At 32.2% G+C, this 14,595-nt stretch carries 20 protein-coding genes; 3 read left to right on the forward strand and 17 right to left on the reverse strand.

What is annotated here, in order from left to right; all coding sequences use genetic code 11:
- Window positions 1–29 precede the first annotated feature (29 nt).
- The 3 genes from DRF65_RS20715 to DRF65_RS20725 form a co-directional block, all read right to left on the reverse strand.
- Window positions 30–1,538: a DoxX family protein gene (locus tag DRF65_RS20715; protein ID WP_115972651.1), complete on the reverse strand. Its 1,509-nt coding sequence runs from the start codon at window positions 1,536–1,538 to the stop codon at window positions 30–32.
- Window positions 1,539–1,669: 131 nt separating this feature from the next.
- Window positions 1,670–2,473 (reverse strand): helix-turn-helix transcriptional regulator, encoded by an 804-nt coding sequence (locus DRF65_RS20720; RefSeq protein ID WP_115972652.1) that lies wholly within the window; start codon window positions 2,471–2,473, stop codon window positions 1,670–1,672.
- Between the two features lie 226 nt (window positions 2,474–2,699).
- The gene (locus DRF65_RS20725; protein WP_115972653.1) at window positions 2,700–2,945 is read right to left on the reverse strand and encodes a hypothetical protein; all 246 of its coding nucleotides are present in this window, start codon (window positions 2,943–2,945) and stop codon (window positions 2,700–2,702) included.
- A 277-nt stretch (window positions 2,946–3,222) separates the two neighbouring features.
- Here DRF65_RS20725 and DRF65_RS20730 point away from each other — a divergent pair, with 277 nt between their 5' ends.
- Complete coding sequence (locus tag DRF65_RS20730; RefSeq protein ID WP_115972654.1) at window positions 3,223–4,959, forward strand: helix-turn-helix domain-containing protein; 1,737 nt, start codon at window positions 3,223–3,225, stop codon at window positions 4,957–4,959.
- Window positions 4,960–5,446: 487 nt separating this feature from the next.
- On the opposite strand, the gene DRF65_RS20735 is transcribed toward DRF65_RS20730, so the two are convergent.
- Complete coding sequence (locus DRF65_RS20735) at window positions 5,447–5,902, reverse strand: hypothetical protein (protein ID WP_115972655.1); 456 nt, start codon at window positions 5,900–5,902, stop codon at window positions 5,447–5,449.
- Window positions 5,903–6,007: 105 nt separating this feature from the next.
- Window positions 6,008–6,484 carry a hypothetical protein gene (locus tag DRF65_RS20740; RefSeq protein WP_115972656.1) on the reverse strand — a complete coding sequence of 159 codons (477 nt, stop codon included), beginning with the start codon at window positions 6,482–6,484 and terminating at the stop codon, window positions 6,008–6,010.
- A 134-nt stretch (window positions 6,485–6,618) separates the two neighbouring features.
- On the opposite strand from DRF65_RS20740, the gene DRF65_RS20745 reads away from it, so the two are divergent.
- Complete coding sequence (locus tag DRF65_RS20745; RefSeq protein WP_123947409.1) at window positions 6,619–6,807, forward strand: hypothetical protein; 189 nt, start codon at window positions 6,619–6,621, stop codon at window positions 6,805–6,807.
- Between the two features lie 63 nt (window positions 6,808–6,870).
- Here the strand turns inward: DRF65_RS20745 and DRF65_RS20750 are convergent, their stop codons facing one another.
- The 11 genes from DRF65_RS20750 to DRF65_RS20805 all read right to left on the reverse strand — a co-directional run bounded on the left by DRF65_RS20750 (window position 6,871) and on the right by DRF65_RS20805 (window position 12,273).
- A complete protein-coding gene (locus DRF65_RS20750; protein ID WP_165852283.1) occupies window positions 6,871–7,827 on the reverse strand; it encodes a zincin-like metallopeptidase domain-containing protein in 957 nt (318 codons plus the stop codon).
- Window positions 7,828–8,129: 302 nt separating this feature from the next.
- Window positions 8,130–8,612, reverse strand: a complete 483-nt coding sequence (locus DRF65_RS20755) for a hypothetical protein (RefSeq protein WP_228438850.1) — start codon at window positions 8,610–8,612, stop codon at window positions 8,130–8,132.
- Window positions 8,563–8,790 (reverse strand): hypothetical protein, encoded by a 228-nt coding sequence (locus DRF65_RS20760; RefSeq protein WP_115972659.1) that lies wholly within the window; start codon window positions 8,788–8,790, stop codon window positions 8,563–8,565. The genes DRF65_RS20755 and DRF65_RS20760 overlap by 50 nt, the downstream gene beginning before the upstream one ends.
- Window positions 8,791–8,850: 60 nt before the next feature.
- Window positions 8,851–9,210, reverse strand: coding sequence for a DUF6876 family protein (locus tag DRF65_RS20765; RefSeq protein ID WP_115972695.1), 360 nt, complete (start codon window positions 9,208–9,210; stop codon window positions 8,851–8,853).
- Between the two features lie 482 nt (window positions 9,211–9,692).
- Window positions 9,693–9,938, reverse strand: coding sequence for a hypothetical protein (locus DRF65_RS20775; RefSeq protein ID WP_115972661.1), 246 nt, complete (start codon window positions 9,936–9,938; stop codon window positions 9,693–9,695).
- A 12-nt stretch (window positions 9,939–9,950) separates the two neighbouring features.
- A complete protein-coding gene (locus DRF65_RS20780; RefSeq protein WP_115972662.1) occupies window positions 9,951–10,529 on the reverse strand; it encodes a hypothetical protein in 579 nt (192 codons plus the stop codon).
- Window positions 10,526–10,768: a hypothetical protein gene (locus DRF65_RS20785; RefSeq protein WP_115972663.1), complete on the reverse strand. Its 243-nt coding sequence runs from the start codon at window positions 10,766–10,768 to the stop codon at window positions 10,526–10,528. The genes DRF65_RS20780 and DRF65_RS20785 overlap by 4 nt, the downstream gene beginning before the upstream one ends.
- A 10-nt stretch (window positions 10,769–10,778) precedes the next feature.
- The gene (locus DRF65_RS20790; protein WP_115972664.1) at window positions 10,779–11,231 is read right to left on the reverse strand and encodes a hypothetical protein; all 453 of its coding nucleotides are present in this window, start codon (window positions 11,229–11,231) and stop codon (window positions 10,779–10,781) included.
- A 9-nt stretch (window positions 11,232–11,240) separates the two neighbouring features.
- On the reverse strand, window positions 11,241–11,612 hold the full coding sequence (locus DRF65_RS28955) for a protein-tyrosine phosphatase family protein (protein ID WP_228438852.1): 372 nt from the start codon (window positions 11,610–11,612) through the stop codon (window positions 11,241–11,243).
- 7 nt (window positions 11,613–11,619) lie between these two features.
- Window positions 11,620–11,832 (reverse strand): hypothetical protein, encoded by a 213-nt coding sequence (locus DRF65_RS20800; RefSeq protein ID WP_115972665.1) that lies wholly within the window; start codon window positions 11,830–11,832, stop codon window positions 11,620–11,622.
- A gap of 30 nt (window positions 11,833–11,862) precedes the next feature.
- Complete coding sequence (locus DRF65_RS20805; protein WP_115972666.1) at window positions 11,863–12,273, reverse strand: hypothetical protein; 411 nt, start codon at window positions 12,271–12,273, stop codon at window positions 11,863–11,865.
- A 667-nt stretch (window positions 12,274–12,940) separates the two neighbouring features.
- On the opposite strand from DRF65_RS20805, the gene DRF65_RS20815 reads away from it, so the two are divergent.
- Complete coding sequence (locus tag DRF65_RS20815) at window positions 12,941–13,582, forward strand: sigma factor-like helix-turn-helix DNA-binding protein (RefSeq protein WP_115972668.1); 642 nt, start codon at window positions 12,941–12,943, stop codon at window positions 13,580–13,582.
- Between the two features lie 4 nt (window positions 13,583–13,586).
- On the opposite strand, the gene DRF65_RS20820 is transcribed toward DRF65_RS20815, so the two are convergent.
- Window positions 13,587–13,784: a hypothetical protein gene (locus tag DRF65_RS20820; protein WP_115972669.1), complete on the reverse strand. Its 198-nt coding sequence runs from the start codon at window positions 13,782–13,784 to the stop codon at window positions 13,587–13,589.
- Window positions 13,785–14,595 lie beyond the last annotated feature (811 nt).

The following is a 14,595-nucleotide window of genomic DNA, read 5'->3' on the forward strand; positions in this document are numbered from 1 at the left end:
AAAAGATTTTGATGTTATGCCTACTCTTTTTACAGGTTTTCGGCTTTCCCTGTGCTGAAATGCCGGGTAAGGGACGGATATAACCGATACCTGACAATTTCATTGCCGATAAGGATATAGAAATACTTATCAGTCACCAGCATCTGGGACATTTTATCCTTCCCGCGGTTGAAGACATAAAAACTTCCCACATATTCCTGCTGGTCGGTACGGTACACATCTACAATAGCTGCTTGCTTCCAGGCTTTTCGGGATTCATGCTTTCCCATTAGATTAGATTCGTTAAACAAGAGCTTGCGATATGCGACCATATCTTTATTCACTGTTAATGGCGGCGCACTCATTTTGTGCTGTCCGTCTTTCAGTTGCGTTACCTGTATTTGTGCCCTGGTAACGGTGTCAATCGTATGAAGCTTTCTCAGTACAGTCAGTTCATGATCCATTTCCATGAACTGGTTGCGATAGAAATAGGTATACAAAATTTTACCAGTTGCAGGGTCACGGATCATTTTGCCATCTGAATCGAAAATCCCGTCCTTTTGTTTTTCCAGCACTTCTGAATACAGCTTCACCTTTGATTTTCGCTGAAGATCCAAAATACCCAATACACGATTTTGTGTTTCGCTACTTTGTGTCCTGATGGCAAAACGTGCAGAATCCAAAGGAATGATCTGGTTGAAGTAGGCATCCTTATAGCTGATCGTTTTAGCATTTTGTTTGCCGAGTTCACCTCTGTAGATAACAGGGACATTGCCATCATAAATATAATAGTAAGGCTTTTGAACCTGCATTTGTATTGACCGGAATGAATGGTTATGGCTGTCTATTACTGAGGTGAATGATGTTCTTGTTACCAAGGCTGTATCAATTGTTGTTAAAATGAGGGGTGTTGTATAATTTCCCAAATAGATCTTATCATCAGCGGCTCCTGCGAAATAATAAGAATTCGCTCCAAGATCCATTTTTTTATCCTCTTCCATTGGATACTGAAGAAAACGCCGGGTAAAATTATTCTCTGTCTTCATGATATGTTCCGAGCTGATGAACAAAAAAATCACCAGTCCGCAGCTTATCACTCCAATGGTTCCGGAGAGAATAAGATAACGTTGCCGATTCGTACCTCTTTGCCTTTCCAAAATAATAATAGCTCCCAAGGCAAGCGCAATACAAGCTACATTAAAGATCATATGTTCCGTCCATCCCAGCTTTTCCAGGATTCCCCCACATGAACAGGGTACAAAATCACTAAAATTCAGTATCAGGTAAATATATACGGTAAAGCTCACCATCAGTCCGAATGATGCATAGAGCCCTGGTAACCGTGTACTGTTAATGCATAATAATGCTGCTATGATGAGCTCAACAATAATAACTGCATAAGATATAAATCCGGCATATGCGCTTAATAAAGGAGATTGTGCTAACTGTACCTGAAAAGCCTCAAAATCTAACAGCTTGCTTAATGCTGCATATACAAAAAGCAATACAAAAAAATAGGCTACAATACCAGGGAAATGATAAGAGAACTTTTTCTTCATGTTAATTTTATGGTGATTAGTTAATGGTGTAAAGTTCTGTAAATTATATAATTATACTATTGTATAATTTGTAAAAAACATAATAAAAAATGACAAAAACATAGTAAAAAATGACACTTATCGAAAAATTGTCAGTTTGATCCATTTAATATTCTTGGAATTATGTATAATGGGAAATTGTATTTTCTTTTAAATAACTGGTGCATTGCGATGTAGCTGGAAAAATTATTTTTATGAGCAATTTCCTTTAGTGATAGATTGGTCAGCATAATATCATCAAGTACATCCAGCATTTTCATTTTCATATAAAAATTGTAGAAGGTGGTTCCCAGGCAGATTTTGCAATCCTTCCTAAACTGTAGGTAGCTTATGTTATACCGGGGATATAAGGTATGAATGCTTTGTCTTTCATTATACTCCTCTGTATAAAATATTGACAAAAGGTAATTGCATTTTGCATGGGAAGCATAACTTATATAATTCACAGGCATTGACATTTCATGCAATAAGCTGTATACTCTTGATTCATCCTGCTTATATAGGCCAATGCCCGAAAATAAATAAACTTCTGTACTTGTTGTGAAGTGAATATGGATTGGAAATATTTGTTTTTTATCAGAGGAATTGCCAACCAAATGCGGCAAAACAAGATTTTGGATCACTGTGAGATAATCCGGATCAATAGTCCCATCAGCTTCAGCTCCGTTGACAGTATGCTTTATTAGAGAATGTCCTTTATAGTAGTGATTTTCTTTAGGTAAAATTTGTAATGATTTCAGTAACGAAATATATGTTTTTATTAGAACCCTGCTATCATCCAAAAGCTGTTCAAAAAGAGCGGCATCAAAAATAGAAGTATGAGCCGGAAGCAATGAAAATTTAGCCATTGCTTCTTTTAGTTTTTGATCAATGATGGCAAGCTGATAGATATGCATTTTGTTAGGTATACATGAATATTAGGTTAAAAGAACTGATTTCAAAATGTAACAATACGAGCTGTTGCGCTTATATTCTGTAAGTCGTTTTTACATCAAGAAAAAAATAAAAGTAACCCGAATAGCATTTTCAGGTTACTTTATGTTGGCTAAAATGATTGATTAGAGTGTATAAGTTCCATTTTGAAAAATTAATTTCTTATCGTTATAATTTTGTAAGCTTATATTATTGTTTTACTCTCCACCTGATCCCGTCTTTGGGAGGAGGTTCGTTTTCACCATTATCGAGTGAAGGGTCTTGTTCCGTACTTTTTGGAATTGTAATACTGTCCATTTTCTTACTTTGTGAAGTGCTTCTTGTTTTGTTTTTTGTTTCAGGATAAAATGGTTCATCTGTAATATCTTCTCCTCTACATGATTGAGCGGAGATAAGCAACAGAATAATCGTTAAAATTGAGATTAACTCTTTCATTAATTTTGTTATTTAAAAGTTATCTCCGGCCGGATTGAAATATTTATTAGAATTCTGTTTTCGAAATTATAAGGTCTTCTTCGATGGAAAAAGAATTTATGGGCGCCTTTCGGGAAACGCGACGTGCTAATTCGGGAAAAATAACATCAATAAATAGATATATATTACTAGAATGCAAGTAATTAAGGTTTAAGTGTTTCAAATTGGTTTCCATAAAAAAGAAATGATATATTTTATGTAATTTTGACAGTCTTTCACCCACCTCACATCAACGTTAATGGACAAAAAAGTTTACTTTGTTATCTTATTTTTGTGTTTTGCAGTTGTTTTTTCTCAAAAAAGTGACTTCAATGAATATGTGCAACTTCGTAAGAAGTATGAAAACTATCTGGATAGTGACATAAGAGCGCTGCCTCATATTAATTTATATATAGCAAAAGCTAAACGGGAAAAGAATTATCAGAGACTATTCCAGGGTTATAAAGATGCAGTAATGTATTCCGTTACAAAAGAACAGAAACTGATGTATGCGGACAGTACTATTTTTGCTGCTAAATCTTCAGGGAATAATGATCTGATAAGTGTTGCCCATCTAGGTAAAGGTGTTGTTTATTACTATAATTATAAGAAGTTTAAAAAGGCATTGGATGAATATATGATGGCTTTTGAATATTCTAAGCACTCTAAGGATGAATACTTTAAACATAAAATCTTGTACCATATAGGTGTTGTGAAAAGCTATTTAGGTTATTATGAGAATGCTTTAACTCTATTTGAAAAATGCCGGATTTTTTTTAAATCTAAACTCGGGGCAGAAATGCACCCTAATGAAATATATAATATTACCAAAGGCTATTATAACACTCTTCATCAAATGGCCGTCTGCCACAGGAATTTAAAAAATTATAAAATATCAGATTCTTTGACCGAAATGGGATTGAGGCATACTTCTATTGATAATGATTTATTACTGGAACACAGTTATTTCCTGAAGTGTAAAGGGATTGCAAGTTATCGAAAGAAAAATTATGCGCAGGCTCTAATAGAACTTAGCCTGTCACTTCCTGAAATCAGAAAAAATTCAGATATCAGCTGGGAACCCATCATTTATTTTTATATGGGAAAATCCTTTTTAGCACAGGGTAAGACTAAGGAAGCAATAGATAATTTTCGTAAGGTAGATTCAATTTTCCAAAATTACCATTTTATTTTACCTGAACTCCGGGAAAATTATGAATTATTAATCAAATATTATCAACAACAAAATAAAGAAAAGCAACAGCTCTATTACATGAGCCAGTTATTGAAAATAGATGAAATCCTTGGTGAAGATTATGTTTATCTCATAGATAAAATTCATAAAGAATTTGATACCCGTACTTTACAGGAGGCAAAAATGAAACTTGAAAAAGCAAATTCCAAAGGAAACCTTATCAATAGTGGATTAATGGTCCTCGCCTCCAGCCTTGTTATTGCCTTAAGTATTCGTTATAGGCGAGAAAAGAAAATCCGTCGGCAGTACGTAGCATTGGAAAATAAACTCATGACAATAAAAAAAGAGACTTCAAAACCAGTTATTAATGTAAGGATCGAAGATGGTAAAAAATACGAGATCGCTAAAGATAAAATAGAAGAACTTTTACACAAGCTTCAAGCATTTGAAGATAAAAAGAGATTCACTCAAAAAGGGCTTACTATTTACAAATTAGCTCAGCAGTTTAATACCAATGATAAATATCTTTCTTATGTTATTAACGAATACAAAGGAAAGAACTTTACTAAATATTTGAGCGAACTGAGGATTGAATATATAACGCAGCTCCTTTTTGATGAAAAAAAATATCTCGATTACAAAATAGAAAGCCTTTCTGAAGAATGTGGAATTGCTTCGAGGCAAAATTTTTCAAGCCTTTTTTATGAAATTAATGGAATACGCCCTACCGATTTTATAAGAAAGAGAAAAGCAGAATTGCAGGCTAGCCTAAAATCTCAGGCTAGTATAAAGTCTGCCTGAAAATATATTTGTATTCATTATCTGGTCAATTCCAAAGAATGCTTTTCCTGCACAATCTAAAATCTTGCTCAGTTAAATCATGAGTTCCGAGTGATTCAAATCCTTTTGTAAAAAGGCAGGATACTCTTTTACGGTCATTTTTCATAAAAATGGACGTCCAAAAGGACATCTTGCACCTTCAAAAAAACACAAACAATAGTAAACAAATTTGAATTAATTGTATAATTATGCAATTACTGTTTGATTTATTGAAATTATACAGTTATATAATAGTTCAATAGTGTAATTATATAAATGCGTAATTATTGAATTACAGAATTAAATCAGTATATATTTCATTAATGCTGTAATCATATATTCACAGGTTTATATTTTTATTGCAAAATATTATTACTCACAAATATGTTTGTATAAATACTGTATTATATAAATATGGAATTATTTAAACCTATACTATAAATACGAAAAGTACAAATGTTGAATTATATTATAATTCGACAGGCAGAAAGTTCATTTTATTATTGCTTACGAAAGAGACAATAAATTCAAAAAATAAGGAAATGGAATAACTTGATGAATCGGATTTCTCATTAATATAATAGGTATGCATCAGACTATAATACAATTCAGAAAATTCGACCGGAAGTAAAAAATTGATACTTTCCAAAGTTCTTTCTTCCTTGACCTGGGTTATCTTGGTTCCCCTTTTTTTATAGAAGATCAGATACTGTTCGTTGGGAAAAGATATACTTCCATATCTATCCTTAAAATCCTGCTCAATATTCAAAAGAGCCAGTGCTAAATAATGGCGGAAAGAGAATAATGATAAGAGCCCATTATCTTTATAATAGGTAAAGCTATATACTTTAAAATTATCAATTAAGATTTTATCCGTTTTAATTAACAGGTTTTTAGTTTTCTTGACTGCTTTTTTTGCGCACATCACTACTTATTTTAATTAGCCAACTTGCCCAAACGGCAACAAAATATTATTCACAAAAGTAGAGTAAAAACATGAATGCAAAAGTGCATTTAAATGTTTTTTAGATCAATAGACAATAGAAAGGTCTATATTGCTTTTTTTCAGTTTCTGTACCACCTCTATGGCTTTTTGTCTCTGAAATACATAGTAAGCCAACTCTTTGGCAGGACTCAATAACGGAAATATGTGATTGTATACTTTTATATATTTGCAATAGTATAGCCCGTCTTCGGAGGTAAACAAGTAGATTTTTCTGTGGGTAGCAGATTTTATCCACATATCCAGCCGATCTTGAATATTTAGGGCTTCCTTTTTTAGTTTGATGGTAAATATTTCTTTGCCCTCAAACGAATTATCCTTAAAAATCAGGTTAAAATTACTGACAAAACAGCTCAATACAATATTATATTCAGTTACAATGAGAGGATTATTGATATCTCCAAGAAGATTTACATGAATATCATTGTATTTGAAAAATTGTTCTACATAATGGTTTCGTCTTATGATGTCAGTAATCATATTGCCATTTTTACTTTCTTCCATATTTATATAAGATTAATTTAGTGAATAAAAGCAAAAATAATATTTTTTACCTATTAAAACAATTAAAAATACTATAACAACTAATAAAAAAATTATTTATCTTTATCATCCAAATCTCTAATAACAATATGATTATGAAAAGGATCATAAAATTTGTGATTTATGGTGCTATCGCATTTTATATATTTTTGTTTTCTTTCATAGGAACAATTTCTGACAATAATGACGCAAGAAAGATTTCTCTTGCCCTACTTGTTATCGTCGTTGGCTGGAATATTTTCAAAGCTCCTTTAAAGAGGTTTGTAAGGAAGATATTTAATTAAAAAAATTTTGGACGATAATACAGAGGCTGCCGAAAGGCAGCCTCGATTTTTTATTATTCGGAATCAAAATTGTTCCAGATATTTCTTTGCTTTTTTGGATAAGACAAAGGCTTTTTTGATATTTTCAGTCCTGTTCTCTGAATTATTTACAGACCAGCTTTTTAAATAACGCACAGAATTAATAAATTCCGAAGTGATTCCAAATTGTAAGCAGATTAGCATACTTCCCATTTCGGCTATCAGTTCTTCAAAGGAATAACGTGTAACATCATAATGTCCTTTCAAATTTCTGTTCAGTCGGCTTTCGTGGCCTGTCCAGTGAATGATTTCATGAAATAAGGTAGCATAATATCTGTCTTCTGAGATAAAGAATTTCTTTTCAGGAATAGCAATATAATCCTGTATGGGCGCATAGCACGCTACGTTTAGCCTTGCATGGGTAAGTTTCAGATTTCCGGATGTAATTAATTTTGTGATGAAATTCTCACAATTGATTTGCTCCTGGAAATCCAATTCATGATTTTCATCTTCAGGATCAATATTGATGTTGATTTCTTCCAAATTTTCGATTAATTCAGAATTAAAAACGGTATAGTTCCGTATGCAGATAATTTTGGTAAGGTTTTCTCTTTCAGCTGAAGACATTGTGGAAAACTGTTCAGAGGTGAAAATTTGTCCTGTTTCCTTATGTTTAAAAACATAGCTGAAAAATTCAATGACAGTTCCTTTTGCTCCTTTTTTCAACTTTCCACCAGCTTTAGATATGGATCTGAATGTCGCATAGCAGGATGTTTTGAATTTGTTAACAAGCATATCTATATATAATGCGAAGGTATTGAAACCCTGATATTCTTTTTTGGTAAAGAGATTTTTAGGATGCTGAAAGGGTACATTAGCATACTGTTCCCAATCTTTGGCATTTACCTTATCAAGGTTTTCAAGGATCTTGGAAATAAATTTGTCTTCTTTAGACGTAGAAACCTGTGTTTTTGAATTTGTTTTTTTAGTTAAAGCTTTCATAATGTTTGATTTTAAATTGTTCTGACTGTTTCTTGTTGTTTTCTTTTGCTTTATGGCTAAAGGAAACTGCATTCAGACAAAACCAAAATGAAAGAAATGGAATGAAGGCTCTGAAATCTTTTTGTTCGTAGAATTCAGGAGTGTCTGGGAAAATTATTGGAGCAGAGCGAAAAGAATTTTTTTAGAAACCCAAAAAGATTTTTTTTCTGAAGTGCAGATTTCTAATTTTGCTAACAGAAAACAGGAAACAGCCAGAACAAAAAAGCAATCAGATAGACTCCAATTGCTTTAAAAAAAGAAAATTATAATCTGGTATGCAGTAACCGTTGAAGATTTTTTGACTTTCTGAAATTGATATATCTCTTAAACTCAGAAGTTTTGGAAAATTCCTGTAAGGTTTTAATAGTTTCTACATCTTTTTCAGCAATGCAGGAGATTTTAATACATGCTGTGCCGATATCTCCGAAACAGTTGTTGGCTCCAAATAGTAGCAAATAGTATGTTTCTCTGGAAATAGGGCGTTGATAATGTGGAAGATTAGCCATTCCTTCCTGATCTTCATTCATAAACCTAAGATCTTCGTCGAACATTTCCTGAGTAAAGAAAACACCGTAATCGACTTCATTATAGCTTTCATAGTTGAGTTTATATTTTTCCTTTAGAAATTCGTTGATCTCTTTGGCCTGATCCTGTTTTTTGAGATAAATAATAGTGTAAGTTCCCATGATAATGTGATTATTTGTTTGTAATTCTGTATTTCCACCATCCGTAAAATTCTCTGTCATCTATACTTTCGCAGAGTTCTCCGGCAGTATAGCCGTCTTTTGCGATAAAATGAAAAATGCTTTCCTTTGCCTGTTTTTCCAGTAGTTCTCTTTCCTCAATAGACAGTTTATCTAAGTCCTCATGATAGACAAACCAAAATTCTATTTCTATTTTCCATTCAAATGTTGCTTTATTCATATTGTTATTATTTAGGATTAAAAAATACGATTGCCTATACATCGTGAGGTATTTTTGAGACTAATGTTCGCTTGGGAGCAGTAAGACATTCGTTTCTTTCCAAATGGTTAATTCATCAAAGAAGAAATCTGAAAATGGGATATCTTGTGAAGTGAGGACATTATTGTTCCCGTCAGTTGCGGTAAGTTTGAATTTGGTATCTTGAATTCTTTTGATTTTCCACACCTGGAATTCTTCTTGTTTAAATTTTTCTTCAAATTGGTAAGAGGCAATACAGTCTAAGAACCAATAACATTGTTCTTCATCTGCAATGGTTTTGACGCCATCAGTTAATAATAAGCCTAAAAGGTAAGAGTAGTAGGATTCTGTACCTGTAAAATGATTGTAGTATTCATTGGCTGAAATGTTTGGGTTTTTCATAATCTGAAATTTTAAATTGTTAATATTCATTTTTGGTAGACATCGGCTTGTATTTTAGTTGTGGAAATGTCAAAGAACGCAATGCTTTTTTCATCTAGCCGGTGTGCTGTTTTTTCTTTGCCCACTGACGATAGAAATCCGGTTTCAGCACAAAACCGGAATGATAGAATAGAATGGAGGCTCCGAAATCTTTTTGTCCGGAGGATTTTAAGGAGTGTCTGGGAAAATTATCGGAGCAGAGCGAAAAAGAATTTTTCGAGAAACCCAAAAAGATTTTTTTGAGCAGAAGCCTGATTTATACTTTTGCAATATGAAAACAGCTCATGGCCAGAGAAAAGTAAAGATTTGGATTTTTTCATATCCAAAGCAAAGTAGGACAGATGTACCATTTGCAGATTATCAGTTTCAGAGTGCGAAAATTGTAATTTTAATAGGACTATATATCAATTCAAATATTGCTACGACAGCAATTGACTTAACCGTTAATTTGACAGCTTTAGAAAAAGAGTAGTAAATTTTACTCCTCTTTTTCGAAGTTCTTCTGCTACCGCTTCCGCCTTACTGCGAATTTTCCATTCCGGTGGATTTTGTACTTTTAAAGCGTGATAAGCCCGCATCCCATAACCAAAGCCAATGTTTGACGGTTTGCATATGGCTTCATAATATTTTTGATCGTAATTTTCTAATCTTTTTAATAGAGTTTCTGTTTTATATGTTCTTGTCGCCATAATAAGATATTATTACTTGTTTATTGGATCATAAATGTGGGAATTCAATGCGATTAATAGTTCTTTCTTTTGAGTGTGGCTGTAGAAAGAATAATAACCACCGTTCTTTTTTGTCATTAATTGACAGTTCTTATACGTCTTTGGTTTTAATCCTTTTCTTTTCAATTCTTTCGGAATATTCGTGTCTTCTCTGACATCTGCGAAATAAGGAAGAAAGGCTTTATTATAATTCTCACCTTCCGGTACTTCTGAAACAGTATAATATCTTCCACTGCTCCAAGTTTCAGTTTTATTATTCTTTTCACAGATGAAAACATCATTAATCTTTTCCACTTTATCAAAATTTAGTTTCTCAAACGTTTTAAAACTGGAACCTATCATATCATAACTTCTAATGAGGTAAATACATTCAACAACTTTTGAACGTGCTAAAATTTCAAACTCCCAGCTTTTATGAGAGGTATTTAATAAAACATTTGACAGGATATAATCTGAAATGGTGTAATTCTTTCCATTGTAAGAAAAATCCCAAAATAGATTGCTTAAAGAAATGCTCTTAAAATACTGTTCTAATATTTGCTTGTTTGTCATAATATAGGTTTTAAAATTTGGATTAATTCTCCGAAACTTCCTTTAAATACAATGTTTCCATTGTCGGAAATAACAATTTCCTCTATTTCTCTTTGCTTGTAGGAATCGCCGAATCCTTCAAACAGGTCTATGGAAATCCATGCTTCGGAGTTTATAAAGATTGAAACCAAGCCTAAATTTTCTTTGTATTTAGGCTCGTTTCCAGCTTTATTTTGGGTTTTAATTGCTAATTTTTTCATTTTCTAAATATTAAAGAGTTTCTCTTATGCCGAAATAGGGTGGATTATCAATAAATTCTTCTGTTTCTTTGATGATAAAGTCTTGAAATAAACCGTATCTTCTTGCAAATAGCTCGGCTTCTGTAAATGCATGTTCTAAATTATAGGCATAACAGATCCTTGTTTTTTCCTTAAAATGGACAATATATTTGAAAGTTTTTTTGATGAATACTGGATCATTCTGAACCGCAGAACTCATAGGATTTGCCATTTTAGCATACTGTAAAATTTCATTTTTGGATTCATCCGAAATTTTACCAAAAAATTCTACTTCCCGATATTTCGATATATGGGCTATTCTTTTATAGTCCCCGTTCACTTCCCTGTTGGTATCACATACCGAGATTCCATTTCCTAAACTGAAGAATTCTATTTGTTCAGGTTTTCTACTATTCATTTTTCGATTGTTGTTTATATTTTTCATATAATTTTTTTAGTGTGTTAATTTTGCCTCAATCAGATTCCATTGGTTATTTTCAAAAAGGAATTTCTTTTTGACTCCTGAATTATTTGTTACTTCTGCAAAAGCTCCATTTTTAACTTTCGGATAATATTCATTCAGAATTTCAAGGTGAGGATTATCAGTTGTGGATATGATACAGTAGGTAATGAGTTTCTCTGCATTGTGGTAAATCTTAGGTTCGGAAGTAACATTGTAGATGTAATCCCCACATCTTACTAAAAGAGCATCTTTTCCGTAGTAAAGCTTTTTCATACCGGCTATGCTGCCTGACCTGTGAAAGTTTGGAAAACTGCTTAAGTTTTCTGGAGCTTCCTCTTTATTTATTATTTTTACTCGTGGCATATCTTTATTATTTTATTGTTGATATTTTCTTTATTTCAATTCCAATATACCTGCCTGTTCTTGTTGATACTTCAAAATGGATTTCCTGATATTCTGTTCCAAAATCAGCAGTAAAAACTTTTCCTTTTCTTACGCATTTACAGAGATAATAATCACTTTCCAAATAGGTTTCATTTATATTGAAATCTTTGGCTGCCATTATAGCTGATATATTTTTCATAAGCTTTTTAATGTTTTGTAATTGTTTATTTTACTCTTCAGGGTAAATATTTAATTGATGCCAGCTTTGAGTGCCGGATTTCATAAACTCTTTGAGATTTTCATATTTTATAACATGATTTCTACTGTTTATAGCCCATGTCGGACAAATTATTACTAATGCTTGTTTTGCCATTTCAAGGCTGTATTCGTCTGATAGTCTGAATCCTGTTCCAACCTCCTTTGAAGGTTTATGAACACTTGATATACTGATTTCACGATATTTGCTTTCTTGTTGCAGATAGGCGATCTTGTCACCATCTGAGAAATATGCATAATTGGTTTTTCTGAATGTTTTTGTAGGCTCAGGGATTATTAGTGTGAAGCCATTTTTCATAAGTTCTTGAAGAACTTTCTTGAAATATTCACTGATAAATTGTAAGTTTTCAAATTCTGTTTTCATATTTTACATTTTAGATTGTTAATAATTTTCTTTTCTTAAATTGTTTATCGGAAATGTCAATGAACGCTTTGCTTTGTTTCTGTGATTGACGCGTCGTTTTTCTTTGCCCACTGACGATAGAAATCAGATTTCAGCACAAAACCGGAATGAAAAAATAGAGTAGAGGCTCCGAAATCTTTTTGTCCGCAAGGATTTAGGAGTGTCTGGAAAAATTGTTGTAGCAGGGCGAAAAGAATTTTTTTAGAAACCCAAAAAGATTTTTTTGAGAAGAAACCGGATTTATACTTTTGCAATATGAAAACGGCTCAGTCATAGAAATAAAGTAACCTGGCGGACAGGGAACCGGATAAAAGCTTTAATAAGGAGGGTGCTATTTTGAAATATTACGATGAAACATCGATTTGTCATATTTTGCCCATTGTGAATGACTTGGAGCTTTTTTATCTTTGTGAGATAAATTTTAATCTTAAAGTGTTTTTGCTTTAAGTCTTGGTACTGAAAACTGGTAATTTTTAAGGCTACAAGACAATAAGTAAGAACGCCTATGCTATAGGTGTAGGCGCTCGCTTATTCGTAGCCAGGTATACCAGTGCCTCAGTATCGTTAAGTGTGGTGTCCTACGCCGTTTTTGTTAGGGTACTCCATAAATAATAATAAACATCAAATTATGAGCACCAACATCCAACAAAATTCTAATAAGTCTGGCCGTATTACTGGCAGGAAATACTCAAATCCAAATGCTTCAGACCAAAAAATAATTGATATGACCAACCAATTTTATTTGGAAATATCGAAGAATATTCTTTCAGAAAGAGAATTTGAAATCATGGAGAAAATTTTGATCGAAAAATGTCCTTTAGAAGAGCTTTCTCAAAAATATGAAGTAGGAATTGACCGAATAAGGCAAATCTATAGAAATACTCTTCATAAAGTAAAAATCATTTCAGGATTACTTCAGGAAATTACCCGTCTAAAAGCAAAAAGAAATCAATTAAGAAAAAAATATGCTTCCGAGTACAAAAAACTTTCGAAAAAAAATATTCAATGCCTGGAGGTGAGCATGTTAAGCAAGAAAATCAGCAATAGTTGTTTCCCTTTTAGTGGCAGATTGTGGAGTATTTTAGAGACAATGGAACTGGAAACTATGGAAGACCTTTGTTCAATTCCAATCAGGGATTATTTAAAATACAGAGGGTTCAAAACAAAATGCATCACAGAATTTATCCAATTTATAGAATTCGAGAATATAGAAGATCAGTTTGATGAGTTCTATGAATTTAAGAAAAAGTATTTTCCTTCATCTAAATGATCTGTTATTCCAGATTTCGGTTCAACTTCAATTTTTTTATGTTAGGCTCAATCCGCCCATTATTTCTTGTATTAAGGTCTCTACACATAAATTCTATATACTGTTGGAATCCTTCAATAGTTTTCAAATCTTCATAAGAGCAAAAGTATTTATAGTTTTCTTCCCAGTCCCTTGTAGCATATACTCCCGTACTGAAGCCCATCAGCAGTTTCAATAATTATTCAGAACTTTTTGAAAAGTTTTTAAGCTCTGGAAAAATGTCCGGTACGTGCTTATATTAAATAGGTAGGAATTCCACAAAATTGGAAATTCTTTAATAAGAAATTAGAATAGGAGTAGGAACAAAAGAAGAAGAAAAAGGAAAAGAGGGGTAAGATAATAACCCTTCTTAAAATGCTGTTCGTAAAATGGTGCTATATCAAAGAAATATAGGATAATTAATGTCAAAATAGATAGTTGAAAATTTAAAAATTCTAATAAAATTTGTAAAAATAAATCACCAAAAATGAGTTTTTGGTAAAAAACAACATATTTATAATAGAAGAACTTTCAAAGGTTGAAAGTTTTATTAACATTAAATAATTAATATTATGGAATTATTTACAGCGGTCATAATAAATACCGTCGTCTTATTCTTTTCAGGAATGATTTTGAACAAAAGGTTTAAAGGATCTTTTAATTTCAATTTCCTAAAAGGATTCTCAATTGAGATTGAGACAAAGAAGTAAATTACAAAGGAATCGGATAAATAAATTTCGGTTCCTTTCATTTTTTTATCATTTTGCGAGATTTACTTATAAAAATTATTGAAGTTTTAGGTCTTTGCAATGATGGGACAATCAAAGAACAAATCTTCAATTTTTCACAAAAGTTCAAAAGAATGCTATCATTGAACTTTTCAGTTTTGCTCCACTATTTATAATTTACACTATTTTTGGTTGGTACACTGTAAATCATATGTAGTACTATTATCAGTTACCAGCAAATCTACTAAAATTGTAAAACAAGAATAA

The organism is Chryseobacterium pennae, from assembly GCF_003385515.1.
Taxonomy (GTDB): domain Bacteria; phylum Bacteroidota; class Bacteroidia; order Flavobacteriales; family Weeksellaceae; genus Chryseobacterium; species Chryseobacterium pennae.